Origin of the sequence: Actinokineospora sp. HUAS TT18, assembly GCF_051364635.1 — a bacterium.
In the GTDB taxonomy this organism is placed as follows: Bacteria; Actinomycetota; Actinomycetes; order Mycobacteriales; family Pseudonocardiaceae; genus Actinokineospora.
On the sequence record NZ_CP195645.1, the window covers coordinates 2740614 to 2764494 of the forward strand.

Here is a 23881-nt window from a genome sequence, read left to right on the forward strand (position 1 = left end):
GTGCGCCAGCCAACGGCGTCACGACGTCCGCGCCCTGTTCATCGCACGTGAGCGCGCTCACGTTTCACCCGAACGCCCTAATCCAATGACCTGTTCGGCCCAGACTGGATATCAGGGCTCGCAGGCAGGTGCCGTCGCGCCCGGCGCGGCGCTGGACGTCGGTGCGCAGTTCGGTGGCGGGTCGTCCGAACTGGACACGACGATCGCGATGACCGCCGCGACCGCCAGCGCCGCCCCAACTACCCCGGCGATCAGCGCGGTCCGCCGCTTCGGGGGCGGCGGCTCGGCCGGTGGCTCCTGGGCCACCGCGGGCCGGGCCTTGCGCGGACCGAACTCGGTGGAGCGGCGGACGCGGTAACCGTCCTCATCGGCCAGGAAGTGGCGGTAGGTGTCGAGCGCGGCGCCCCTGGCGTGGGCCAGGTCCTCCTGGCGGACCGGGTCGCCGTCGTAGATCATCCCCGCGGTGAACCGCAGCGGCCTGCGGTGCTCGTCGCGCGGGTCGCCCCCGGCTTCCTCGGCGTCGACGGTGTGCTCGAACCAGATCAGGGCGTAGTCGCCGACCTGGGTCGTGCGATGGGGCTCGTCGTCGGGCACCGGGCCCGCCACGTCCTCCAGGAATCCGTAGTCGGTCAGGAAATCCGGGGCCAACAGCACCCGCTGACCCGATTGCCTTCCCCGTCCGATGAGGAACGGCCATCCACCCATGTCAGTTCGTCCAATCCAAGACGGGACCTCGGCTGGCGTGCCTCGATCTCGTGTCGGAGCAACGTAACCATGCCGCGCGGACGGGCACCAGCACGGATCCCTACAGCTTCTCGCCCGCGCGCACCTTGTGCGTCACCCGCCGCTCGACCACGAACGACAGGAACGGGATCATGCCCGCGACGAGCACCAGCAGCGTGCCCTTGACCGACCAGCGGGCCTTGAGCGCGAGGTCGAAGGCGAACAGCAGGTAGACGGCGTAGAGGAAGCCGTGGGCGGGTCCGACGAAGGCCATGGGGCGGGCGTTGTCGCCGAGGTACTTGAGCAGCATGGCGCCGACGAGGGCGAGCAGGCCGACACCGACGATGTAGGCCAGCACCCGGAACCGGACGAGTGCGCCCGGGATCTTGTCGGTGACGGTCGTGGTCATCGGTTCTCCTGCTCGTTCAGTGCGGCGAGATAGCGGTTGTAGGCGGCCAGTTCGTCGTCGCCCTCGATGACCGGCTTCGGCCGCGGCGGTGCGGGCGCGGGTGCGGGTGCGGGCGGCTCTGGCTGGCGGGCGCGCAGTTTGCGGAAGCGCCAGAACATGTAGGCCGGGGCGAGGCCGAACAGCGGCCACTGGAGGACGTAGCCGAGGTTCTGGAACGTCCCGTTGGCCGACTCGAAGCGCTGCCACTGCCACCAGGCGAGGCCGAGTGCGCCCGCGAGCGACAGAAGGCAGACCCCGATGACCAGGGCCTTGCGCGCGTAGCCGGAACCTTCACCCACGCGCCGATGGTAGACCGGGGTGGCTGAGAGACCGCCGTCACGCCCGGGCGGCTGTCCGCGCGTACTCGTCGGCGAGCCCGAAGACCTTCTGGCCGTAGGGCACCGAATTGTTATATGAGAAGACGCCCGCCCACCAACCCTGCGCCGACCCCATGTCCCGCCCGTTGGCACACAGGTACCGGCCCGCGGCGAACGCGGCGTCGTCGATCTGCTGTGGATCACCGACACCGTCGAGGTTCGCGTCCGACGTCCAGCGCCGCCACGTCGACGGGATGAACTGCATCGGCCCGACCGCGCGGTCCACCTGGGAGTCGCCGTCGAACGCGCCGCCGTCGGTGTCGCCGATGGCTTTCACGCCAGGGGAACCGTCGAGCGGCACGCCGATGATGGGCTTGGACGGCTTGCCGTCCGCGCGCAGCTCGGCGCCGCCGTAGCGGCCGTGGTTGGACTCGATGCGGCCGATGCCCGCCAGCGTCGCCCACGAGAGCCTGCAGCCGGGTGTGGTGGCCCGGACCGCGAGTTCGGCGTTCCCGTACGCCATCAGCGCACGTGCGGGGATGCCGGTGGGACCCGCGAGCCGTTCGGCCCACGCCCGCAGCGGATCGACGCTCCCCGCGGCCTGCGGCTGGGGAGCCGCCAGCCCGCCGGGGGCAACGGAACCGGGTTCGACGGGAGCCGCCTCGACCTCGAGGGCCGGGATCTCGGCGAGGGGTCCGGCGGTCGGCACAACCGCGATCCGGACTACCCACACCACACCCACGGCGGCCACCAGCGCCAACAGCACCACAAGCAGCCTGGTCAGCAAACCCGAACCCTGCCGGGTCGCCCGCACATCCGTGTCCGCCACCGTGCTCCAGCCTGGGTCGCCAACGCCGTCACTGACAGCATCAACGACCTGGGCACTTCGGCGTTACTCGAAGTGGCTCACGCCACGGCGAAGTGATTCGAACACGATCAGCCGCGCCGCGCGTGCCGCCTGGCGAACCTGGGAGAACTCAGGCCGCGCCGCGCTGCCGCTGCAGCCTGGCGACACACCACGCTGGGGCACTGCCCCGACGCAGGTGTTCCAGGACCGTGAGGGGACCGAGCCTGCGGCTGAGGTCCGACGGCGCCAAGCCCGCCGCGCGGTAGTCGAGGGCGCGCTGGTCGAGCGGGCTCATGCCCGCGTCCCACCACTCCTCGGCCTCGGCCACGCCGCCGACCATCTGCCACCAGCCCGCCGCGGCGGAGAGCAGCTCCTCCGGAACACCGGGCAGCCGATCGCGCATGGCCGCCAAGTACCTCGGGTCGGTGCCTTCCACCGTGGACCAGCGAGCCGCACCGCCGCGCGCCCGCTGTCCGGGTATTCCTGGCACGACCGGCGCCATGGGAGCGTCGGCGAGCCATTCCGATGCGATGCGGTGCGCCTCCACCGCTTCGGCATCCTGGGCGCGCTCGGCGGTCCACTGACGGACCAGAGCGTCGACCCCGGGGTCGTCGAGCATTCTGCCTCCTGGAGGTCTCATGATCACTCGATGGCCCAAACCGTAGGGGGCAGCACCGACAGATCGCCAGACCCAAAGCCCCGGAACTTCGCCAACCTGGCCTTCCAGGGCCCAGATCCACCCGGTCGGTCCAATTTGGATCTTTTTCCCCTGAAGATCACTACTGACGGTGATCGCCCCCAGGGCGGACTTCACCTCAGTGTTACTCCCCGGTAAGTTACCGGTCAGGCAAAGAGGTTCTTGAGGAACGTGATGATCGCTTCGGCGCCGTCGCGCAGCCAGCCGAAGATCCCCTGCACCGCGTCGGCCGCCGCCGTCGGCTGGGTGATGACGTAGAACAGGCTGATCGCGACCACCACGAGGATCGCTGCCTTCTTCGCATCCATCGGCTCACTCCGTCCGCTCCGCCCGACGCGCGGGCTCACCCAACCCATGATCCCCCAAGATGACGCCGAAGGGGGTCTAATTCCCGCGTTTGGCGGCACGCTGGGTGAGAACATCGCTCGGACTGACACTCTCACTGTTCGATGATCACTCTAGAGGGCTAGCACGACCATCACTCCAGGGACACAGTATGTCCCCCACCGTGACGCGGCACGGACCCGGTTCATGCGGGTGAAACATTCACTCGGCAGTGGAGTGAATGGGATGCGCCCAACGCCTCGCGGGCCGTCCGTTCGGACAGGCGGCCCGCGAGACGGCTCAGGCGATCGTGCCCGCCGCCCGCAGGCGGGTGATCTCGTCCTCACTCAGCCCCAACTCGGCCAGCACGGCTGAGGTGTCGGCGCGGGCCTCGCTGGGCGCGCTGGGCGTGACCGGCGCGGTGCGGCTGAACTTCGGCGCCGGGGCGGGCTGGGTGATGCCGCCGACCTCGACGAACGTGCCGCGCGCGACGTTGTGCGGGTGGCTCGGCGCCTCCTCCGGCGTCAGCACCGGGGAGAGGCACGCGTCGGTGCCCTCGGCGAGCTTGGCCCACTCGTCGCGGGTGCGGGTGCGCAGCGTCGCGGCGAACAGCTCGCGCAGGGCGGGCCAGTTCGCCGGGTTCAGATGGTCTGGCACGTCCTCCAGGCCCAGCACCTTGACCAGTTCGCCGAAGAACCGCGTCTCGATCGCGCCGACGGCGACGTACTTGCCGTCGGCGGTCTCGTAGGTGTCGTAGAACGGGGCGCCGCCGTCGAGCAGGTTCTCCCCGCGCGGTTTGCTCCACAGGCCAAGGTTCTTCAACCCGAACAGGCTCGTGGTCAACAGCGCGGCACCGTCCACCATGGACGCGTCGACCACTTGGCCGCGCCCGGACGACTGCCGTTCGATCAGCGCGGCCATGACGCCCATGGCGAGCATCAGCCCGCCGCCACCGAAGTCACCGAGCAGGTTGAGCGGGATGGTCGGCTTGGCACCGGCCTGCCCGATCGGCTCCAGCGCGCCGGAGATGGCGATGTAGTTGATGTCGTGGCCCGCGGCCGGGGCGAGCGGGCCGTCCTGGCCCCAGCCGGTGATCCGGCCGTAGACCAGACCCGGGTTGCGGGCCATCAGGGCGTCCGGGCCGAGGCCCATCCGCTCGGCCACGCCCGGCCGGAAGCCCTCGACCAGCACGTCGGCCTCGTCGACGAGCCGCAGCACCAGGTCGAGGCCCTCCGGGGACTTCACGTCGACGCCGATCCAGCGCCTGCCGCGGGTGAGGGGGTCGTTCGGGAACGAGAGCACGTCGAAGCCGGGCTTGGCCCGGTCGACCCGCACGACGTCCGCGCCGAGGTCGGCGAGGACGGTGCAGGCGAACGGGGCCGGGGCCAGGCCCGCCAGCTCCACTACTTTCAGACCGGCGAGGGGTCCCATGGATGTTCCTTCGTTGGTCAGAGCGTGCGGGAGATGATTTCCTTCATGATCTCGTTGGTGCCGCCGTAGATCTTCTGCACGCGCTGGTCGGTCCACATGCGAGCGATCGGGTACTCGTTCATGTAGCCGTAGCCGCCGTGCAGCTGCAGGCACTCGTCGATGGCGACCATCGCGCGCTCGCTCGTCCACCACTTGAGCATCGCCACGGTCGGGATGTCGAGCTCGCCCTTGAGGTGCTTGGCGATGCAGTCGTCGAGGAACACCCGGCCGATGCGGGCCTCGGTGGCGATCTCGGCGAGCTTGAACTTGGTGTTCTGGAAGTTGTAGACCGGCCTGCCGAACGCCTGGCGGTCCTTGGTGTAGGCCAGGGTGGTCTCCAGCGCCAACTCCATCGCGATCACCGACGTCACGCCGATGATCAGCCGCTCCTGCGGGAGCTGCTGCATGAGCTGGACGAAGCCCTGGCCCTCGGCCGTGCCGAGCAGGTTCGTCACCGGGACGCGGACCTCGTCGAAGAACAGCTCAGCGGTGTCCTGCGCCTTGAGGCCGATCTTGTCGAGCACCCGGCCGCGGCGGAACCCGGGCCGGTCGGCCTCGACCACGATCAGCGAGGTGCCGTCGGCGCCCTTGGTGGTGTCGGTCTTGGCCACCACGATGATCACATCGGCCTGGCCGCCGTTGGTGATGAAGGTCTTGGCGCCGCTGATGACGTACTCGTCGCCGTCGCGCACGGCCTTGGTCTTGACGCTCTGCAGGTCCGACCCGGTGCCCGGCTCGGTCATCGCGATGGCGCCGACCCACTCGCCGGAGGCCATCTTCGGCAGCCACGCGAGCTTCTGCTCCTCGGTGCCGTAGGCGAGGATGTAGTGGGCGACGATGCCATTGTGCAGCAGCACACCCCAGCCGGTGTCCCCGGCGCGCGCCTGCTGCTCGACCAGCACGGTCTCGTGGGCGAAGGTGCCGCCACCGCCGCCGTACTCCTCGGGGATGGAGAGGCACAGAAGGCCGACCTCGCCCGCCTTGCGCCACAGGTCGCGGTCGACCTCGTGGTTCTCCATCCACCGCTCGACGTTCGGCGTGAGCTCCTTCTCGCAGAAGTTCTTCGCGAGGTCTCGGAAGGCGTCGAGGTCTTCATCCATCCACGGCGAGCGGTGCGGCACGGCCCCTCCAGCTTGGGGTCAGAGAAACAATCCAGTATGCATGTAAGTTACAAGGTGAAGGTACCTGCACGGCGGACTGTCCGTAAAGTGCCCTCGACGTCACAGGGAGGCAACCGTGGGCTCACCGACCACGCGGACACACCGCACGCAGCAGGAACGCCGCGAGCAGACCCGCGAGGCCCTCCTCGACGCGACCATCGTCTGCCTGGTGGAGCTCGGGTACACCCGCACCACCGTCCAGGAGATCTGCGCCCGCGCGGGCGTGTCCCGCGGGGCCCAACAGCACCACTTCACCACCAAGGCCGAACTGATGGCGGCGGCCCTTGAGCACCTGTTCGACAGGTTGATCGCCGAGGTGACGACGGCCGCGTCGGCGCTGCCCCCCGGCCGGGAGCGGCTGATCAAGGGCATCGACCTGCTCTGGGAGGCCTACTCGGGCACCCTGTCGACCGCCGCGATGGAACTTTGGGTAGCGGCGCGCACCGACGAAGAACTGCGCGGCACCCTGCTCCCAGTCGACCGAGCCTTGGGCCACGCCACCCTGGAGACCCTGCGCGCCGCCGCGGAAGGCGAACCACCACATACGGCGGCCGAGGCGGAAACGATCCTGCTGCTGACCATCAACCTGGTCCGCGGCCTGGCCCTCGACGCCATGATCGGCGGCGACCCCAAGCGCCGCCGCAGGCTCCTGAACGAGTGGAAGACAATGATCCTGGAGCGCTTCGAAGACCGCTGATCAGCAGCCAGTTCTCCGATCGGACTACGGAACCGCCGCCTTAGGGGAACGAGACGGCGGACGACCACGGCCACCGCCGATCCGCGAGATCCGAACGGACCGCGACCCAAACTCAGAAACTCGGGGAGGCGGACTGGTGACGGCGGACGACCACGGTCACCGCCGATCCGCGAGATCCGAACGGACCGCGACCCAAACTCAGAAACTCGGGGAGGCGGACTGGTGACGGCGGACGACCACGGTCACCGCCGATCCGCGAGATCCGAACGGACCGCGACCCAGACTCAGAAATTCGGGGAGGCGGATTGGTACAGAGGCCGACCCGGCCCTCGCTCGGGTCGGCCCCTGCTACATAAGGAAGAGGGGCGAATCCTCGTTTAGTGACGTTCGCTTTTGCTAACACTTTCCGGGGGCGCGTTTAGATCGATCTAGTCCGCTGACTGCCACACCTCGTCTGCCATGTAGTGGTCGACGATCTCCGAGGCCATGATGCGGTCGGCGTCCCGCCAGGGGCTGACCTGGTCCAACTCGTTGAGCGGGACCCAGCGGGTCTCGTCGTAGACGTACATGTTGGGCCGCGGGTCACCGATGTCCAGGTCGAGCGTGGACTCGCTGGGGAGCTGGCAGCGCCAGATCCGCAGGACCGCGGCGTCGTAGTCGAGGTCCTCGGTCGGCCACGCGGTCAGCCCCCGATCGCTGAGGATCCGGTCGACGGTGTGCAGGGAGATGCTGAACTCGCTGGTGAACAGGTCGCTCAGCGCGGTCCGCTCGTCCCCGCCCGGCGGCACCTCAGCGCCGGGGAGTTCCCAGAAGCCCGCGACCGACTGCGGTCGGGACCGGCGCGCGACGAACAGCCGGTACCCGCGCACGATCGCCGCACCCGTCACGACAGCCTCGGCCATGGGTCCAGTTGACTCGCGCCGACCGGGTGTGGGACCCGGTGCGCAGCCGGCCGGGAGGGCGGCATCGACTGCCCGAAAGGGCCGTACCGGGGTGGCCGGTCGCGCGTTGTATCGGGTGGCGGCGCAGGCCGGGGGCACGGTTCGTCATGCCCGCACGACCGTGGGTTGATCATGCTGCTCCGGTCGCCGCAACACGTTCCGCAGCCGATCCGAGTGGCGCTTCACCCGGACAGGTGACCAGGGTAGGAGCGTCCAGGGGACACATCTGGGTTTGGGACTACCGCTGCGGGATGATCCAGTGGTGTCCGGTGGCTCGGCGGGCGCGGGGCGGGTGACCGCGTCGTACCTAGTGCTCACGCTCGCACTTCTCGGGGTGGCCGGGTGGTGCCTGCTGTCCCGCGCGCTCGCCCCCAGCGATGGCGCGGTGGTGAACGCGGGCGACACCGCCGTAGTCGCCTCCGGATCCGGGTCGGTCGTGGTCACCGGGGCGCGCACGGGCCCGCTGCGCGTGGGCGACGAGATCCTCGCCATCGATCATGTGCTGCTCGCCGACCTCGACCTGCCCGGCGGGCCGGAGGCTGTCGCAGGCGAGCCGCTGGTCTACCAGGTGCTGCGCGACGGCCAGGTCATCGAGGTCGAGGTCGTGGCGCGGGCGTACCCGGTGTTCCGCGACCTGCTCGACGGCTGGCCGACGATCCTGGTGATCGGCGTGCTCGGGGCCACGGCGGTGATGATCTTCCTCGCCCGGCCCGCCGAACCCGCCGCCCGCGCGGCCCTGGTCGCGGCCGGACTCGCGGTGGTGACGACGGCGGGGGCGACGTTCTTCCCGCTGCAGCCGCTGGACCTGGTGGCCGGGGAGCAGTTCTGGCGGTGGTTCCTCGGCGAGTCCGCGTTCGTGCTGCTGTGGTCGGCGATGCTGCACTTCGCGCTCGCGTTCCCGGCGGTGACCGCGCGGCGGTTCCGGCTGTGGGTCGTCCTGGGGTACTTGGCCGGACCACTGCTTTACGGGGCGGTCGGCGCGGTGACGCTGCTGGCGACCGACGCCAGGCTGGAGCGGCTGGCGGTGCTGGGCTCCCCCGCCGTGCCCGCGCTGTTCGTCTTCCCGGTGTTGATCCTGGTCGTGGTGGTCAAGCAGTTCCGGGCGTGCCCGGAACCGGCGGCGCGGCGCAGGCTCCGGTGGCTGGCCGCGGCGCTGGGGTTCGGGGCGGTCGGGTACCTGGCGGTGTGGGCGGTGCCGACGCTGGTCGCGGGCGCTCCCCTGCTGCCGGACCGGTTCCACACGCTGGCGTTCCTGCCGGTCCCGATCGCGGTGGCACTGGCCGTGCTGCGGCACCGGGCCCTCGACATCGAGGTCGTACTGAGCCGGTCCCTGGTGTACGGCGCGCTGAGCGCAGGGGTCGTGGGCGCGTATATAGCGGTGGTCGCGTGCCTGTCGCTGCTGTTCCCGCCGATGGACCAGATGTGGCAGCAGGCGGTGGCCGCCGCGGCGGTCGCGGTGCTGGTCCAGCCGCTGCGCGGGTGGCTGCAGGGGTTGGTGAACCGGCGCCTGTTCGGCTTCGCCGACGACCCGTACCGCGTGGTGTCGCGCCTGGCCTCGCGGCTGCAGGACACCGACGAGCCGGGCGCGATGCTGCCGGGGATCGTCGAGACCGTGGCCAACGCGCTGCGCCTGCCGTTCGTCGCCATCGAGATCCAGGCGAAAGGCGGTACCGAGGTCGCCGCCAGCACCGGCACCCCGTCCGGTGACCGGCACGAGCTGCCGCTGACCTTCCAGGGCGAACGCGTCGGCACGCTCGTCGTCGGCGGCCGCGCGGTGCTGCGCGCACGGGACCGGCTGGCCCTGGCCGACGTCGCCAGGCACGCGGGCGCGGCCGTCTACACGGCACGGTTGACGATGGACCTGCGCCGCAGCCGCGACCGCCTGGTCCGCGCGCGCGAACAGGAGCGCCGCCGCATCCTGCACGAGCTGCACGACGGCGTCGGCCCGACGCTGGCCGCGATCGCCCTCGGCCTCGACGCGAGCAGGCGCGGCGTCGGCCCCGACACCGCCACCGGCGTCCTGCTGGCCAGGATGCGCGACGAGCTCCAGGACGCGATCACCGAGATCCGCAGGCTGGCGGCGGGGCTGCGGCCGCCGGTGCTCGACCAGATCGGCCTGGTCCCGGCGCTGCGCGAATACGCGGGCGCGCTGGCCAGCCGCACCGCGAAGCTCGACGGGACCGACGAGGGCGTCACGATCATGCTGGAGGTCCCGACCGTGATGCCCCGGCTCCCGTCGTCGATCGACGTGGCGGCCTACCGGATCGTGTGCGAAGCCCTCACCAACGTCACCCGACACGCGTACGCAAGATCGTGTGCGGTGCGGCTGTGGGTGGACGATGATCTCCACATCGAGGTCGTCGACGACGGGATCGGCCTCCCCCGGCACACTTTCGGCGGCGTCGGCCTGGCGTCCATGCGGGAACGCGCCGCCGAACTGGGCGGCGACTGCATGGTCGCCGCCGAGGCCGAGGGCGGCACCCGGGTCCTGGCGACGCTGCCGCTGCCGAAGGAGGTCGCCACTTCATGACCGGAGCACGCCCGCGGGTGCTGGTCGTCGACGACCACCCGCTGTTCCGCTTCGGTCTGTGCACCGTGCTGGCCGCCGAACCCAGCGTCGACCTCGTCGGCGAGGCCGCCACCGGCGCCGAGGCCATCGCCGCGGCCCGCGAGCTGACCCCCGACGTCGTCGTCATGGACGTCCACCTGCCGGACATGACGGGAATCGACGCGGCCAGGGCCATCGTCGGCGAACGCACCGACACCGGCGTCCTGGTGTTGACGATGTTCAACGACAGCGAATCCGTCTTCGCCGCGATGCGCGCGGGGGCCCGCGGCTACCTGCTGAAGGGCTCCGGCCAGGACGAGATCGTCCGAGCGGTCCACGCCGTCGGCCGCGGCGAGGCCATCTTCGGCCCCGACATCGCCACCCGCGTACTCGGTTTCTTCAACGCGGGCCCCGAGGTGCCCGGCCCGGTCTTCCCCGAACTGACGACCCGCGAACGCGAGGTGCTGTCCCTGATCGCCGACGGTGTCAGCAACTCCGGCATCGCCTCGAAGCTTTCGCTCAGCCCGAAAACGGTCCGCAACCACGTGTCGAGCATCTTCACCAAACTCCATGTCGCCGACCGCGCCCAGGCCATCGTCCGCGCCCGAAAGGCGGGCCTGGGCGACGGCCATTAGGTCACGGTTCGTGCACGGTCGGGCACAATCGGGACACCGGTCCCATGCGTTCGGGACGCACGAAGGGGCAAGGTGGACTCTCCGGGATCCTCAGAGGCGAAGGTGGGTCAGCGATGCTGGATCAGAGTCGGACACCGGTGATCGTGCGAGCGACAGACCCGATCTTGCAGAACGGCGTCCATATGGCACTGCGAACCCGCCCGGAGGTCTGGCTGGTCGACGAGGACGACGCCACGACCGACGCGGTGGCCCTGGTCGTCACCGACAGGTTCGACGACCGCGCCGGACACCTGTTGAAGACGTTGCAGTGCCGGGGCTTCGCCAGAGTCGTACTAGTAGCGGGCGAGCTGGAGGACAGCGAAATCCTGACAGCGGTGGAAGGCGGCGTCTGCGCGGTCGCGCGAAGAGCCGACACCACGCCAGACGTCCTGGTCCGCTTGGTGAAGGCGGCGTCGGCGGGTGAGGGCGCCCTCCCGCCCGACCTCCTGGGCAGACTCCTCAACCGCGTGTCACGACTCCAACGCCACGTCCTGGAGCCCCGCGGCCTGCACCTGGCGGGAATCACCAACCGGGAGACCGAAGTCCTGAGGCTGGTCGCCTCCGGCCTGTCCACAAAGGAAATCGCGGACAAGCTCTGCTACTCCCAGCGGACGGTCAAGAGCATCCTCCACGACGTGACCAACCGCTTCCAGCTGCGCAACCGCTCCCACGCGGTGGCTTACGCACTACGAGAAGGCCTGATCTGACACGGTCTTCTCACGCCCACCCCCGATCACGCCCAGGCTTGTAAAGCAGCCAGATATCCATCTCCCGACGCTTGCAGGCGTCCACAAAGTCATGGGCCGCGGCCGGATCATCCAGATACCGGGCGAAAGTCTCGCCGTTCACCTCATAGATCTCGCTGTAGTCCACAAGCTGATTGCTCACGGCCACACTCACGAAGTACCGCAGGAGCGCGCCGTCCAGCTCCAGGGCGAAGCGCCGCCGCCGATCCACATACCGCGTTTCCAGGCGCAATCCAGGCTGGAGCCGCGGCAGCCGCCCCCGCACCGACCCATCCGACAAAGACACCTGCGACGTCCGCAGCCCTTGACCACAGTGGACAGCGGAACGAAACTCGCCAGAACCCGTCTCAGTCGCGAACCACTTACCGAACCAGTCCACATACCCACTCGCCTGTTCGTAGGTAGCGTCGGTGACCGGCTCAGCTTCGTGGCCGGTCACCGAGCTGTCGAACACGCGCGGATCAAGGTCAGCCAGGTCGAGAAAGCGCCGTAGCGGAATAGGGGCACCGGGTCGAGCGCGAACCACTGCCCCGGGAGCAGCCGCATGATCGACAGCTCCAAGCTGTCCATCCACAACGCACCGAGCTCCGCTTCTGGCGGCCACGGCCCGACATGGACCAGTCGCCCCGCGAACGCCCCCGCGCGGCACTCATACCAGCCAGGACCGTTCACCACGAGCCACTCGACCAGATCGGCCTCGGCGGGAAACCGCTCAGCGAGCGCGACCGCGAGCTGGGTCCCACGCTGGACCGCGCCGCCCAGCAGGTACTCGCGGAACGCGGCCCGAAGCGTCACCCGGTCACCTCACCCGTCGCAGTGTCGACGGGATGGTAAGCGGTCAGCCCGCGATGCGCCCGGAGAAGGACACCGACGGCCTGCACCGTCCCGTGGCCGGTTCGGGAGCGCCCGGCAGCGAGCAGTTCACCGCGACCTTCAACTGTTGCCCCGGCGCGAAAGTAAGCGGCTCCAGGTAGTGGTAGTCGACGTCGCGGAAGTTGTTCAGGCCGAATTCCAGCAGGATCTGGTCACCGCGCAGGATTCGCAGGGTTCCGGAGTCGCCGCGGGGGTTCTGCAGGACCAGGTCGGTGACGACGAGGGTCTTCCCGTCCGGCAGCGGGTCCGCGGTGAACGAGTCGAAGTCGGACAGGTTCGCCGTCGCGGGGGCGTCGGTCGTGATGCGGAAGTCGAACGCCTGGCCGCGGGCCAGGTCGATCCCGCCGGGACCGGTGACCGGTCCGGGCAGGTTCGCGGCGGCGACCGCGCCGCCCTCGCCGACCTTCTTCTCCGCCTCGGCCGCGCGTTCCTCGGCCTTGGCCGCCTTCTTCTCCGCGGCGTCGGCCTTGTCCGTCAGCTTCTGCTGCTCCTCCTTGACGACCTGCTCAGCGGTGTCCCGGGCCGCCGACTGCAGCGTCGGCTTGAGCACCGTGAACCACAGCGTCACCGCCAGGATCGCCAGCGCGAGCAACGCCAGCAGCGCGGGCAGCAGCCACTTCGGCAGCAGCTGCTGCTGCACCACGGTGCCGTTCGCGCTGACCGGGGCCGCCTCGCCCATCATCGCGGTCACCTGGAACGGGTGGCGCCGCTCCTGGCCGCGGAGGAACTTGTCGTACGGCCGCGCGCGCAGCCGCAGGAAGGCCGACGTGCCGGGCTCGATCGTCAGCGACGGGTGGTCGATGGCGAGTTGGAGCTCGTCCTCGGGGTCGGTCGCAGTCAACTCCACCGCGATCGGGTAGTTGCCCGCGTTGTCGACCACCAGCTCGTGCCGGGCCATGCGCCTGCACTTCGAGGTCTTCGGGACCAGCTCGACCTGCAGGTCGGTGAACGGCTCGACCTGGACCGCGCCCTCCTCGACCATCGACCGGCCCGGGTCCTCCCGGGACAGCACGCGGATGCCGAACGGCACCACCCCCGCGTGGACGGTCGAGTCGCGCGGTGGGGCGAAGGTGACGGTGACCTGGCCCTCGGTCCCCGGCATCAGGTTGATCACATCGGGTTCGACCTTGGCCCAGCCGACGGCGTCCCCGACGACGTCCACAGTGAACTGGTCGACGAGTGTGCCCGAGTTGCGGATCTGCACCGTGGAGCTCACCGTCGCGCCAGCGGCGACGGACAGCTCTTTTCCGGCCAGCGACGTGGTGGCTCCCATGAGAGGGAGTGTGGGCGGGGTCGGCTGTCGATCACAGGCCGCGAACGGGAGCCTGCCCGGGCAGCAACGTCCGCCCCATCGGGCGGAGGTTGGCGTCCGGATCGCCACCCGTGCGCCAGGGTCGCGCGCGTGCCGGTTTCCCTACCGTGATCAGGGCAACCGAGCGGAGGTCTGACCGTGCCCGTCTCCCCCGCGCACCGCGCCTGCGTGGTCGTGCTCACCGCCGCGCTGAGTGTCGTCGGGTACGCGCTGTTCGTCGGGCAGGCCGACAACGCCACCGCCGCCGTCGCACCCGGCTCGACCGTCCGCGCGTCGCTCACCGACGCCGGGCTGGAGTCGCCGCAGGGTGGCAGTGAGCAGCAGGTGTCGGGGGACGGGCGGTCCGTGGTGTTCTCCAGCCGGTCGCCCCTGGCCCAGCCCGCCGACGAGCAGACCCGCAACGTCTACGTGCGCGACCTCGTGCGGGGCCGGACCGTGCTGATCAGCCGCGGCCAGTTCACCATCCCGGAACCGCCGACCACCACGACCCCGCCGCCGCCCACCACGGAGCCCCCGCCACCCACGATCGGGCTGCGTTCGCGGCCCCTGCTGAGCTTCGCCGCCCAGCAGCAGCCCGTGCCCGGGGAGACCGCTGCCGACGACGACAGCTTCGAACCCACGATCTCCGGGGACGGCCGCTACGTCGCGTTCACGTCGTGGGCGGGCAACATCGTGGAGGTCGGCGAGTCCTTCCAGACCCTGATCGGCGTCGACCGCGACCCCGACGGCGACGGCGAGTTCGACGAGCTCAAGCCGAACAACGAGATGGACCACCGGTTCTTCGCGATCTCGATCCCCTTCCAGAGCGCGGCGTCGCAGAACCCCACCGGGATCCAACTCAGCGCCGACGGCAGCCGCGCGGTCTGGCAGGAACGCGCGCCGGTCAGCGCCGGGTTCCGCTACGTCGGCAAGACCGCGCTGCTGCGCTCCCCCGGGAACGGCGAGATCGGCACGCCGTTCACCGCCGAGTTCCTCGCCACCGGCCTCGAAGGGTCCCCCGCCGTCAGCGCGCAGACGCAGGAGGAGCCCGCGATCTCCGCCGACGGGCGGTTCGCGGTGACCACGTCGTCCTACACGTTCCCGACGGGCGCGGCGTTCCAGGCCATCGTGCGCCACGAACTGGCCACCGGCGTCAACCAGCGCGTCGACCTGGACGAAGACGGCCAACTGGTGGCGACCGCGGACATCGAGGTCTTCCGACCCGCGATCTCCGGCGACGGCTCGGTGATCTCGTTCGTCGCCCAGCGCGACGAGGACTACCAGCCGAACGTCTACGTCGTGCGCCCCGACGTGCCGGACTCGGAGCTCGTGTCGCGCGACGTCGCGGGCAACCCGGTCAACGGGACCATGCCCGCCCTGTCCGCCGACGGCCGCTACGTCGCCTTCGCCACCGACGGGTTCCGCGTGCACGACGGCCAGGACGGCCCGGTCCGCGACGAGTTCTTCAGCAGCTGCGTGCTGCCGCAGAACGACCTCAACGTGACGAACCGGATGCTCGCGACGGTCCCACCGGTCGTCGAGGACCGCGACCGGCGCACCGCGTGCCAGGTCGTGATCCGCGACCTGGTCTCCGACCGCGAGCGCCGGGCGGCCGAACTTCCCCGCCTGCCCGCGGCCCTGGCGTCGGTCTCGTCGGACGAGGGCTGTGCCGACGACGGCGTGGCCTGCGGCGGCAACGACGACAGCCCACCCAGCACCGGGTCCGCGTCCCCGTCGCTCACCGCCGACGGCCGCACGGTCGCCTTCTCGTCGGCCGCCGACGACCTGATCTCCCCGGACGACAACGAGTTCACCGACGTCTTCGCCCACACCTTCGAGCCCGCCATCACCGGCGACCCGGTCCAGTTCGGCACCGTGACGGTGGGGACCTCGGTGAGCCGGACCGCCACGGTGCGGCACGTCGGCTTCGGCCCGCTCCCGGTCGAGGAGGTCACCATCACCGGCGCGGGCGCGGGCGACTACGTCCTCGGCGCGGGCACGTGCGTGGGGACGGTGCTGCACCAGGGCGGCACGTGCCTGGCGTCGGTGCGGTTCACCCCGTCCCAGGACGGCAACCGACCGGCGACCCTGCGGGTCAAGGTGCGCGGAAACCGCTTGTTCACCATCGACCTGATCGGCACCGGCGGCGAAGCACCCCCGGGCGGCGCGGAGCTGTCGGCCGGACCGGACCCAGCCGATTTCGGCCCGCGGCTGCTGCTGTCGACCGGCCCCGGGGTCCCGGTGACCGTCCGCAACACGGGCGGCTCACCGATGACGGTCAGCGCGGTGGACCTGGCGTCCCCCGACTTCGCGGCCGGCGGGTGCGTGGGCGCGACCGTGCCCGCTGGTGGGAGCTGCGTGATCACGGTGACGTACTCGCCGCAGGGACCTGCGCTGCCCGCTGACCGGTCGGCTGTTCTGCGGATCACCAGCACGGCGCCCGGCGGGCCGCATTTGGTGGGTGTGCGGGGCCAGGTCGTGCAGCCGGTACTCGACGTGAACCCGGGCGTGATCGCTCCCGGCCGCGTCACGACGGCGACGGGGATCGGGTTCCCACCGGGCCGGACGGTCACGCTGTCGTTCACCACCGCGGTCGGCGGCGCCACGGCGGTCACGGACTCGACGGGCCGCTTCAGCGCCCAACTGCTGGTGTTCCCGAAGGCATCGGTCGGCCAGCGGACCGTGGTGGCCACGGTGGACGGCGCGACCCCGGTGATCGCGGCTGACAAGCCCCTGCTCATCGTGATCAACACCGTGAGCCCGGCGGAGTTCGTCGGCCGGGGCTAGTCCGCTCGGGCGGGTAGTGGCAGCGGGAGCGCGGGCAGGCCGTCGAGGCTGACTCCCACGTAGTCCTTCGACTCGCAGTACGCCGCGAACTCCGGGTCGGTTTTCCGGCCGAAGTAGTCGGCGTGCAGTGTCCGGTCGGACTTGTATTCCATGATCGGAACGGCGAAGCCGCAGCTGTCGCTGATCCGCTCGGCCTTGACCACGATGATCGCTCGGGCCGACGGGCTCTTGCCGTCCGGGAAGTTGTCGATCAGCTCCAGCCAGCGCGGGTCCTCGCGGAAGATGGGTTCGCCGTGGCCGTGGACGCGGACGATGGTCGGGGGGCCGTCGAAGGCGCACCACATCAGGGTGACGCGGCCGTTCTCGCGGAGGTGGGCGATCGTCTCGGCGCCGCTGCCGCCGAAGTCGACGTAGGCGAAGGTGTGGTCGTCGAGCAGGGCGAAGGAGCCCGCGCGGCCCTTCGGTGACAGGTTGACGTGTCCTTCGCCGCTCAGCGGTGCCGTCGCGACGAAGAACACGGGCTGGCGCTCGATGAAGTCGCGCAGCCTGCCGTCGATCCGCTCGTATGTCTTCCCCATACGGGCAGCGTAGCTAGTCCGCCTTCTGGAACAGCTCGATCTCGCTCAACGCCACATCCTGGCCCTTCACCGAACGGAACAGCCCGACGACGTGGATCTCGACGCTGGTGGCGCCGTCGCCGTTGGCGATCTCGACCTCCTGGGGGTCGGGGTGGTCCCGCAGGTCCACGTCGGCCGTGCGGCCGGTGGAGAACACGAAGTGCAGCCGCTGCGGCCGGTGGAAGCCCTGGATGTCGTCCTTGTTCCCGTTGTAGACGAGGGCGCGCGCGATGGAGACCTCGCGGTCGAACTTCAGGACCAGCGTGGGCTCCGGCCCGGCGCCGGGAGCGGCCCAGAACGTGTTGGACTTGCCGTCGAAGACCAGTTGGCCGGGGTGGTCGGGCAGCTGGCTTGTGGCGACGATCTCCACCGGGGCCACCGGGTCGTACTGCTGGAAGATGATCTTCTCGACCCCGGCCTTCAGCGCCAGCGCCCGCTCGTTGACCCAGCCGCGGAACTGGCCGGACACGCCGTAGATGATCCCCAGCACCAGCAGGATCACCGCCACGATCCGGCGGACCACGCGGAAGGCCGCCATGAAGGCGCCCTTGGCCTTCGACTGGCCGCCGCGCCTGCCCTTGGGCCGGTCGCCCGATTTGCGCACTTTCGCCCCGGAGCGCGGGATCAACCGCTTCCACCAAGGCCGCTTGACGACCTCGGCCTCGGCGAGCGAGGCACCGCACCGGCTGCAGAACTTGCGCGTCTCGACGTTGCCTTCACCGCAGTCGCCGCAGATCAGGTCACCGGGCTTGAGCTTGCGCGTCGGCGGCCGCTTCTTGGGCGGCGCGGCCTTCTTGACCTCCTGCGGCAACTGCGCGTCGGGCTGCCCGGTGTCGGGCGTGATCGGCACGACAAGGTTGCTCGCCGCGGCGTTGTCGGCGGCGCCGTTGGGGGAGGGAAGTTCAGGCGCTTCCGCCTGCTTGACGACCGCCACCGGCAATGAAGGCGGACTCGGCGGCTTGGGCGGTGCGCTCACCGGGAGCGCGGGAGGCGCGGGTGCGGCTCCCGACGGCGGCTTGGGCGGCCCGCCAGGGGGCGGCGGAGGCTTCGGCGCACCACCAGGTGACGGCGGCGCGGCCGATGTCGCCGCGCCTCCAGGCGCGGACGGCGGGGCGGGTGCCCCTCCAGGCGGAGACGGCGCGGCCCCGGGCGGAGCAGGCGGCTTCGGCGCCCCTCCCGGTGGCGGCGGAGGCGCGGGCGGCTTGGGTGCACCACCAGGTGGCGGCGGTGCAGCGCCAGGCGGGGCAGGTGGCTTCGGCGCCCCTCCGGGCGGCGCGGGCGGAGGCGGCGGCGTTGCGGCCCCAGGGGGAGCTGGCGGCTTCGGTGCCCCAGGAGGCGGCGGGGGCTTCGGCGGCCCACCCGGCGGAGGCGGTGGTTTCGGCGCACCCCCAGGCGGCGGCGGCGGTGGCGCCCCAGGCGGTTTCGGCGCCCCGGGCGGGCTCGGCGGACCAGGCGGCTTGGGCGCTCCAGGTGGGCTCGGCGGCCCAGGTCGCCCCGGCGCCGCAGGCGCCCCGGGTGCCCCAGGTGCCCCCGGCCGCCCCGGCAACCCAGGCGCGGCCCCCGGCATCCCCGGTTTCGGCGTCACCGGCACCGGCGGCCGGTCCCCCACGTCCAGGTACAGCGCCGACTGAATCCGCGCCAAGAATCCGCGCTTAGGCGCCTCTTCCTCTTCCTCCTCGACCACCGGAGCAGGCGGCGGAGCCAACTTCTCCCCCGTCCACTCCAAGAACCCCCCACACTTCCCGCAGAAAGTGTCCCGGTCTCCGTTGTGGTAGCCGCAGCTCTTGCAGACGATCACCGGCCCCCCACCTCCACTCTGTGCACCACGTGTGCCGGTTTCGCCGCGGCCACCGCGGCCTCCACCAGGTCCAGCGGCGCCGCCGCCGGGTCGTCCACCAACACCCGCACCGCCAGCCGGGGACTCGCCTCCCCCGGTAGGTCAGCGCCGGGGTCGCGGGACGCCGAAACCCCTCCGCTGTCAGCGATCTGGACGTCGCCGCCGGTCAGGACCTCCAGGTTGGCCCGCAATCCCGCGACGGTCCCGCGCATCCGGTACATCTCCACCGCGGTCCCCACCACCGCGCGCCGGCGTTCGATCGGCCAGCCCTCGTCGAGTTCGATGCCGACCCACGTCGACAGCCACTCCAGGAAGTCCTCGGGCGCCAGCAGCGGGTCGAAGTACTCCACCAAACTGTCCAAAGTGGCCAGTACGGGTGCGAGCACGTCGTCGAAGCCGCCGACGAACCGCTCGGTGAACGGGTCCTCCTGGTAGACCGCGGGCAGCATCTCCAGCAGCGGCACCGCCGTCGCCAGGCCGGGCAGCAGGCCGCGCATCAGTGGTCCTCCACCTTCACGTGGTGCTCGTAGCTGAACACCAGGCTGTACCGGTCGACCTCGAGCCGCTGGGTCTCCTCGCCGCGTTCGCCGGTCACCGGGTTGGCGCCGAACAGCCGGACGTCCTCGACCATGTCCACGCCCCGGACCCGTTGCAGCAGCGCGTAGACATCGCCTGCCTGCACCGGTCTGCCGAACTGCCACCCGCGCCCGTCCGCCCCCCCGGTGATCGGATTGAGGTGCCCGTACAGCGCGGCCAGCGCGTCCGCCCGCACCCGCGCGCGATCCACCCGGGGCCGCGCGATCACCCGCGCGACCACCGTCACGCCGCGATACCGGGGCGGCGACACCAGCACCCGCGTGCCGATCAGCCGCACCTCGTCGAGCCGGTCGGTGATCCGGGTGAGCGTCTCCTCCTCCGGCACGAGATCGGCGAACGCGATCCGACCGTCCACCTGCGCCGCCGCGGGCACCACCAGCACCCGCACCGAGCCCGCGTCGACGTCGTCGTCGCCCGCGGTCACGCAGCGCACGCGGGCGATGTCCGGGGCCGCCTCCTGGGTGATGGCCTCGTAATCCTCCGCGGTGACGGCGCGGCTCCGCGTGCGCAGCAGGATCGGCCCGCGCGCCTTGGCCTGGTCGATCGTCTCCCCGTCGACGCCGCCCGAGGCCGACTCCAGGTTCTCCACCGCCGACACGAACGGGATCGACGACTTCAGCGTCCGGATCGCCCCCGCCCCCACGTTGCCGATCCGCCCGCCCCCGATGGCGTAGCGGCGCAGCCGGACCGTGGCGGCGGGCGCGGGCACCGCGCCGTACTGGCGCATCCCGCCCTCCGCCTCGCGGATCGCGGGTCCGAAGTGGACCGTCCCGGTCACCGGGTCGAGCAGGAAGTGCTGGTCGTCGGGCCCGCTGCCCGCGAAGTGCTGGACCTGCGTCCACTCCTGCCAGCCGTCCTCCGAGGTCACCTCCAGCACCACCGACCCGACCACCGGCGAGTGCTGCACCGGAAACTCCTGCCCCGGCACGCCCTCCGACACCCCCAGCACCTCGTCCTCGATCACCTCGCAGTGCGCCGAGGCGACCGTCCCGCCGACCGTGCTGGCGGCCAGCCCGCCGATCGTCGGCGAGTGCCGATACGTCGGGTAGTCCGGGTCGACCTCGATGACCCGCGCCCGCAGCCACCCGGCGGCCTCGTCGGCGAACACCGCGGACTGGTGGTCGGACGGCACGTGCACCAGCACCTCGCCCGCCATGTTCAGCGCGCCGGTCCCGTCGGTGCTGACCAGGCACTCGACCCACTCGGCCCCGTTGTATGCCTCCCACACCAGCGGCGGGTGGTCCGGGTGCACGCCGACGCCCTCGACGCTCGCCTCGACGTCCAGCCGCACCACGCAGTCCGGCACCGCCGAGGTCAGCCCGACCATCAGCACGTCGCCCGGCGCGGGCACCGCCGAGAACGCCGGGAACCGCCCGCCCATCTTCAGCTCGTCGGTCCGGACAGTCGGTTCGTCGCCGTTGGGGACCGTGGCGACCACCGACAGCGCGCACGGGATGACGTTGAGGTCGTGGACGGTGGAGAACACGATCGACTCATCGACCTCCGTCCGCATGGTGGCCACCGTCGTTCCGACCGGAATGCCGACGCTGGTGATCGCGGGCGCCGACAGCCAGAACGTGACCGGCACCTGCGCGGGTGTGGCCGGGATCAGCCGCAGGCCGATCAGGTCGAGGAACTTGACGTAGAGCCGGTCCGGCACCTGGTTGAGCCGGAACATCAGCTGGTCGGTCATGAACGCGAAGGTCTCGATCAGCGTCACGCCGGGGTCGGACACGTTGTGATCCGTCCATTCAGGACAGCGACGCATCACCATGCGCTTGGCGTCGTCGACCAGGTCCTGGAAGCGGCGGTCGTCGAGGTTGGGGGTGGGCAGCGCCATCAGTAGTCACTCCCGTCCTCAGGGATGGAGTAGAAGGGGAAGACCAGGTTGCGCCGGTCGTTGGTGTCCTTGATCCGGTAGCGGATGTCGATGTAGAGCGTCCCCGCCGCGTACGGGTCGGGGTTGACGTCGACCATCTCGATGTCCACCCGCGGCTCCCACCGCAGCAGCGCCTTGCGCACCTCCTGCGACAGCTCGGCGATGGTCTCCATGTTCGCGGGCCGGAACACGAAGTCGCGGATGCGGCTGCCGAACTCCGGCCGCATCGGGCGCTCGCCGGGGTAGGTGGCCAGGATCAGCCGCATCGCCTGCTCCAGCTCCACCTCCCGCCGGACCAGGGCGATCCCGCCCTGCGATCCGACGCCGAGCGGGAAGGCCCACCCGGCACCGACGAAGTCCTGCGACATCGCACCCTCCTAATTGAGCTTGACCGTCTGCCCCTTGATCTCGGTGACCATGTCGGCCTCTACCTTGACCGTCTTCCCCTTCAGCGACAGCGCCCCGGTCGTCTCCAGCTTGATGCCGCCCATGCCCGCCTTGATCGTGATGGCGCCCGTCGCGCCGCACTCGATCGTCAGCTCGCCCTGCCCTTTGCTGACCGGCTTGGCCGGGTCGCACACGAGCTTCACCGTCCCCGCCGCCTGGTCGATGTGCAGCGAGAGCTTGTCGTCCTTGGTGCCGACGACGATCTCGGACTTGGTCGGCGGCGCCTGCCCAGGCGGCCCGGGCGGCAACTCGTCGGTGAACAGCAGCCGGTTGCCCGCGGGCGAGGCGATCCCCCGCTCGATCACCACACCCGACCCGTCCACCGCCGTCTTGAGGTGCCCGAACTTGGAGTTGTCGTTGATCAGTCCACCTAGGACATACGGGCGCCGCGGGTCGCCGAACTCGAAGCCGACCAGCACCTCGTCGCCCACCTCCGGCATGAACAGCACGCCGCTGCGCCGCCCCGCCCCGACCTGCGCGACCCGGGCCCAGTCCGACTCGTAGTTCGGCGACAGCCACGGCATGGCGACCTTGACGCGCCCGGCCTTGTCCGGGTCCTTCACGTTCGTGACTAGCGCGCACACCAGCCCGTCCAGCGGCGGGCGCCGGTCGGTGCCACCGGTCAGCCGCAGCAGCGACCGGTCCTGCCTGCCGCTGACCCAGAACCGGGTGTGGTAGCCGCCTTCGAGTGGGTCGAACACGTGCCGGGCGTTGGTGACGACCCACTTTCCCGCGAACTGCTTGGGCACGCCCGCGATCGTGACGGTGCCGCCCGCCTGGATGTCCGGGTCGCCCTCGGCGTCACCCTCGGCCTCGGCGAACGTGCTGGACACGTGGTCGGCCAGGCTCTTGGCCGCGATCCCGGCGACGGTGTCGGCGTTGGGGCCGCGCGCGAGCGGCCGGTCGACCACGACGTAGGCGGTGTTGCTCGGCGCGGCGCCCAGGTTGAGCGCGGGCATGCCGGGGATGGCGGGCGGCGAGGGGAGCGCGGCGGGCAGCGCGAGGCCGTCGGTGAACGAGTTCGCCAGGGCTGCGGGCTTCTGGCCGTCGATCTTCACCGAGCCGGTCTCGGCGGCCGACTTGCCGACCGCGACCCTGGCCGCCTTGGTGTCCCACACCCTGACCTCGACGTCCGGGGTCAGGTTCGCCGCGGAGACGCGAGGCAGGAACGTGAGCAGGTTGCCCTTGAAGGTCAGCGTCGACCCGAGCCCGACCATCGACGCCGCCGCGTCCATCAGCCCGCCGCCCGCCCCGCTGCCGGATGCCTTGCGGAAGAAGAACTCCCCGCCTGCGACGCCGGTCTCGTAGCCGACCTCGCGGGCGCGTTCGGTGAGGAAGTCCCAGTCGGTCTGGGCGATCTGGGCGAGGTGGTCGTGCGTCGTGCTCGTCGGGTCGATCGTGCCCATCTTCAAGCCCGCGTCCTTGGCGATCTGGCGGGCGATGTCGGAGTCCTTCATGTTGACGAACGTGCGGGTCCGCTTGGCACGCTGCAGGCGGTGCGCCTTCTCGTAGCCGCGCACGACGGTGAGGATCATCGAGTCCTGGCACAGCGCCTCGACCGCGGTGACCTCCCCCATGATCAGCGACTTCGCCGCGGGCGTCCCGGCCTTGTTGGCCTTGACCTCGATCACCGAGCCGATCTTGATGCCCGCGTCGTCGAGGAAGGTGCCCGCGTTGTCCAGGAAGGTCAGCTCGAACATGTCCGGCAGGTGCAGGTGGGTGTCGACGACCGCGCGGACGAGCAGCTGGGAGACCGTGGGCAGCATCGGGATGCCGACCGGATACCCGACCAGCACCGCGGGCAGCACCACGCCCGTGCTCTCACCGCCCGGCATCATCAGGCAATCTCCTCGGGATTGGGCAGGCACACGGCGTCATCAGGCCAACCAGACGGAACAGAGCAGGCAACCGACACGTCACACCAACTCCTCAGGGTTGGGCAGGTAGACGGCACCATCAGG

24 protein-coding genes are annotated in these 23881 nt (G+C 70.7%); 6 read left to right on the forward strand and 18 right to left on the reverse strand.

Going from position 1 to position 23881, the window contains the following annotated elements:
* Positions 1-111: 111 nt before the first annotated feature.
* The 8 genes from ACSHT8_RS12070 to ACSHT8_RS12105 all read right to left on the reverse strand — a co-directional run bounded on the left by ACSHT8_RS12070 (position 112) and on the right by ACSHT8_RS12105 (position 5926).
* Positions 112-654, reverse strand: a complete 543-nt coding sequence (locus tag ACSHT8_RS12070) for a hypothetical protein (RefSeq protein ID WP_436500643.1) — start codon at positions 652-654, stop codon at positions 112-114.
* Positions 655-805: 151 nt separating this feature from the next.
* Positions 806-1132, reverse strand: a complete 327-nt coding sequence (locus tag ACSHT8_RS12075; RefSeq protein ID WP_436500644.1) for a DUF3817 domain-containing protein — start codon at positions 1130-1132, stop codon at positions 806-808.
* Entirely contained in the window at positions 1129-1470 is a 342-nt protein-coding gene (locus ACSHT8_RS12080) for a hypothetical protein (RefSeq protein ID WP_436500646.1), read from the reverse strand. Before ACSHT8_RS12080 ends, ACSHT8_RS12075 begins: the two co-directional genes overlap by 4 nt.
* A 37-nt stretch (positions 1471-1507) precedes the next feature.
* Positions 1508-2317, reverse strand: a complete 810-nt coding sequence (locus tag ACSHT8_RS12085; RefSeq protein ID WP_436500648.1) for a lytic transglycosylase domain-containing protein — start codon at positions 2315-2317, stop codon at positions 1508-1510.
* Positions 2318-2465: 148 nt separating this feature from the next.
* The gene (locus ACSHT8_RS12090) at positions 2466-2954 is read right to left on the reverse strand and encodes a helix-turn-helix transcriptional regulator (RefSeq protein WP_436500650.1); all 489 of its coding nucleotides are present in this window, start codon (positions 2952-2954) and stop codon (positions 2466-2468) included.
* A gap of 224 nt (positions 2955-3178) precedes the next feature.
* The gene (locus ACSHT8_RS12095; protein WP_172803261.1) at positions 3179-3340 is read right to left on the reverse strand and encodes a hypothetical protein; all 162 of its coding nucleotides are present in this window, start codon (positions 3338-3340) and stop codon (positions 3179-3181) included.
* 316 nt (positions 3341-3656) lie between these two features.
* A complete protein-coding gene (locus tag ACSHT8_RS12100) occupies positions 3657-4787 on the reverse strand; it encodes a CaiB/BaiF CoA transferase family protein (protein WP_436500652.1) in 1131 nt (376 codons plus the stop codon).
* Between the two features lie 17 nt (positions 4788-4804).
* Positions 4805-5926, reverse strand: a complete 1122-nt coding sequence (locus tag ACSHT8_RS12105) for an acyl-CoA dehydrogenase family protein (RefSeq protein WP_436502048.1) — start codon at positions 5924-5926, stop codon at positions 4805-4807.
* 136 nt (positions 5927-6062) lie between these two features.
* Here ACSHT8_RS12105 and ACSHT8_RS12110 point away from each other — a divergent pair, with 136 nt between their 5' ends.
* Complete coding sequence (locus ACSHT8_RS12110) at positions 6063-6683, forward strand: TetR/AcrR family transcriptional regulator (RefSeq protein WP_436500654.1); 621 nt, start codon at positions 6063-6065, stop codon at positions 6681-6683.
* 428 nt (positions 6684-7111) lie between these two features.
* Here ACSHT8_RS12110 and ACSHT8_RS12115 read toward each other — a convergent pair whose 3' ends face one another.
* The gene (locus ACSHT8_RS12115; RefSeq protein WP_436500656.1) at positions 7112-7585 is read right to left on the reverse strand and encodes a hypothetical protein; all 474 of its coding nucleotides are present in this window, start codon (positions 7583-7585) and stop codon (positions 7112-7114) included.
* 301 nt (positions 7586-7886) lie between these two features.
* On the opposite strand from ACSHT8_RS12115, the gene ACSHT8_RS12120 reads away from it, so the two are divergent.
* The 3 genes from ACSHT8_RS12120 (at position 7887) to ACSHT8_RS12130 (ending at position 11553) form a co-directional block, all read left to right on the forward strand.
* The gene (locus tag ACSHT8_RS12120) at positions 7887-10154 is read left to right on the forward strand and encodes a histidine kinase (RefSeq protein ID WP_436500658.1); all 2268 of its coding nucleotides are present in this window, start codon (positions 7887-7889) and stop codon (positions 10152-10154) included.
* Positions 10151-10807: a response regulator gene (locus ACSHT8_RS12125; RefSeq protein WP_436500660.1), complete on the forward strand. Its 657-nt coding sequence runs from the start codon at positions 10151-10153 to the stop codon at positions 10805-10807. The genes ACSHT8_RS12120 and ACSHT8_RS12125 overlap by 4 nt, the downstream gene beginning before the upstream one ends.
* 113 nt (positions 10808-10920) lie before the next feature.
* Entirely contained in the window at positions 10921-11553 is a 633-nt protein-coding gene (locus ACSHT8_RS12130) for a response regulator transcription factor (protein ID WP_436500662.1), read from the forward strand.
* A 10-nt stretch (positions 11554-11563) separates the two neighbouring features.
* Here ACSHT8_RS12130 and ACSHT8_RS12135 read toward each other — a convergent pair whose 3' ends face one another.
* Genes ACSHT8_RS12135 through ACSHT8_RS12145 form a run of 3 tightly spaced genes read right to left on the reverse strand, consistent with a single transcriptional unit; the run spans position 11564 to position 13738 of the window.
* Positions 11564-12046 (reverse strand): hypothetical protein, encoded by a 483-nt coding sequence (locus tag ACSHT8_RS12135; protein ID WP_436500664.1) that lies wholly within the window; start codon positions 12044-12046, stop codon positions 11564-11566.
* Entirely contained in the window at positions 12028-12387 is a 360-nt protein-coding gene (locus ACSHT8_RS12140) for a hypothetical protein (RefSeq protein WP_436500665.1), read from the reverse strand. Before ACSHT8_RS12140 ends, ACSHT8_RS12135 begins: the two co-directional genes overlap by 19 nt.
* A gap of 43 nt (positions 12388-12430) precedes the next feature.
* Entirely contained in the window at positions 12431-13738 is a 1308-nt protein-coding gene (locus tag ACSHT8_RS12145) for a COG1470 family protein (protein WP_436500666.1), read from the reverse strand.
* Between the two features lie 177 nt (positions 13739-13915).
* Between ACSHT8_RS12145 and ACSHT8_RS12150 the strand changes: the two genes are divergently transcribed.
* Entirely contained in the window at positions 13916-16543 is a 2628-nt protein-coding gene (locus ACSHT8_RS12150; RefSeq protein ID WP_436500668.1) for a choice-of-anchor D domain-containing protein, read from the forward strand.
* On the opposite strand, the gene ACSHT8_RS12155 is transcribed toward ACSHT8_RS12150, so the two are convergent.
* Both ACSHT8_RS12155 and ACSHT8_RS12160 read right to left on the reverse strand, forming a co-directional pair.
* Entirely contained in the window at positions 16540-17121 is a 582-nt protein-coding gene (locus ACSHT8_RS12155; RefSeq protein ID WP_436500670.1) for a pyridoxamine 5'-phosphate oxidase family protein, read from the reverse strand. The genes ACSHT8_RS12150 and ACSHT8_RS12155 overlap by 4 nt on opposite strands.
* Before the next feature lie 13 nt (positions 17122-17134).
* Entirely contained in the window at positions 17135-18094 is a 960-nt protein-coding gene (locus ACSHT8_RS12160; RefSeq protein WP_436500672.1) for an NADase-type glycan-binding domain-containing protein, read from the reverse strand.
* A 62-nt stretch (positions 18095-18156) separates the two neighbouring features.
* On the opposite strand from ACSHT8_RS12160, the gene ACSHT8_RS12165 reads away from it, so the two are divergent.
* Positions 18157-18816: a hypothetical protein gene (locus ACSHT8_RS12165; RefSeq protein ID WP_436500674.1), complete on the forward strand. Its 660-nt coding sequence runs from the start codon at positions 18157-18159 to the stop codon at positions 18814-18816.
* Positions 18817-18954: 138 nt separating this feature from the next.
* Here the strand turns inward: ACSHT8_RS12165 and ACSHT8_RS12170 are convergent, their stop codons facing one another.
* Genes ACSHT8_RS12170 through ACSHT8_RS12185 form a run of 4 tightly spaced genes read right to left on the reverse strand, consistent with a single transcriptional unit; the run spans position 18955 to position 23758 of the window.
* Positions 18955-19494 carry a phage tail protein gene (locus ACSHT8_RS12170; RefSeq protein ID WP_436500676.1) on the reverse strand — a complete coding sequence of 180 codons (540 nt, stop codon included), beginning with the start codon at positions 19492-19494 and terminating at the stop codon, positions 18955-18957.
* Positions 19494-21434, reverse strand: coding sequence for a putative baseplate assembly protein (locus ACSHT8_RS12175; RefSeq protein ID WP_436500677.1), 1941 nt, complete (start codon positions 21432-21434; stop codon positions 19494-19496). Before ACSHT8_RS12175 ends, ACSHT8_RS12170 begins: the two co-directional genes overlap by 1 nt.
* Entirely contained in the window at positions 21434-21841 is a 408-nt protein-coding gene (locus tag ACSHT8_RS12180) for a GPW/gp25 family protein (protein WP_436500679.1), read from the reverse strand. The genes ACSHT8_RS12175 and ACSHT8_RS12180 overlap by 1 nt, the downstream gene beginning before the upstream one ends.
* Positions 21842-21850: 9 nt before the next feature.
* On the reverse strand, positions 21851-23758 hold the full coding sequence (locus ACSHT8_RS12185) for a phage baseplate assembly protein V (RefSeq protein ID WP_436500681.1): 1908 nt from the start codon (positions 23756-23758) through the stop codon (positions 21851-21853).
* Between the last annotated feature and the right edge of the window lie 123 nt (positions 23759-23881).

Bases quoted from the DNA above. Each gene is read 5' to 3' on its own strand.
- ACSHT8_RS12075 (WP_436500644.1), bottom strand. From the start codon at position 1,132: ATGACCACGACCGTCACCGACAAGATCCCGGGCGCACTCGTCCGGTTC.
- ACSHT8_RS12090 (WP_436500650.1), bottom strand. From the start codon at position 2,954: ATGCTCGACGACCCCGGGGTCGACGCTCTGGTCCGTCAGTGGACCGCC.
- ACSHT8_RS12095 (WP_172803261.1), bottom strand. From the start codon at position 3,340: ATGGATGCGAAGAAGGCAGCGATCCTCGTGGTGGTCGCGATCAGCCTG.
- ACSHT8_RS12100 (WP_436500652.1), bottom strand. From the start codon at position 4,787: ATGGGACCCCTCGCCGGTCTGAAAGTAGTGGAGCTGGCGGGCCTGGCC.
- ACSHT8_RS12105 (WP_436502048.1), bottom strand. From the start codon at position 5,926: ATGGATGAAGACCTCGACGCCTTCCGAGACCTCGCGAAGAACTTCTGC.
- ACSHT8_RS12115 (WP_436500656.1), bottom strand. From the start codon at position 7,585: ATGGCCGAGGCTGTCGTGACGGGTGCGGCGATCGTGCGCGGGTACCGG.
- ACSHT8_RS12125 (WP_436500660.1), top strand. From the start codon at position 10,151: ATGACCGGAGCACGCCCGCGGGTGCTGGTCGTCGACGACCACCCGCTG.
- ACSHT8_RS12130 (WP_436500662.1), top strand. From the start codon at position 10,921: ATGCTGGATCAGAGTCGGACACCGGTGATCGTGCGAGCGACAGACCCG.
- ACSHT8_RS12145 (WP_436500666.1), bottom strand. From the start codon at position 13,738: ATGGGAGCCACCACGTCGCTGGCCGGAAAAGAGCTGTCCGTCGCCGCT.
- ACSHT8_RS12155 (WP_436500670.1), bottom strand. From the start codon at position 17,121: ATGGGGAAGACATACGAGCGGATCGACGGCAGGCTGCGCGACTTCATC.
- ACSHT8_RS12170 (WP_436500676.1), bottom strand. From the start codon at position 19,494: ATGCGCGGCCTGCTGCCCGGCCTGGCGACGGCGGTGCCGCTGCTGGAG.
- ACSHT8_RS12175 (WP_436500677.1), bottom strand. From the start codon at position 21,434: ATGGCGCTGCCCACCCCCAACCTCGACGACCGCCGCTTCCAGGACCTG.
- ACSHT8_RS12180 (WP_436500679.1), bottom strand. From the start codon at position 21,841: ATGTCGCAGGACTTCGTCGGTGCCGGGTGGGCCTTCCCGCTCGGCGTC.
- ACSHT8_RS12185 (WP_436500681.1), bottom strand. From the start codon at position 23,758: ATGATGCCGGGCGGTGAGAGCACGGGCGTGGTGCTGCCCGCGGTGCTG.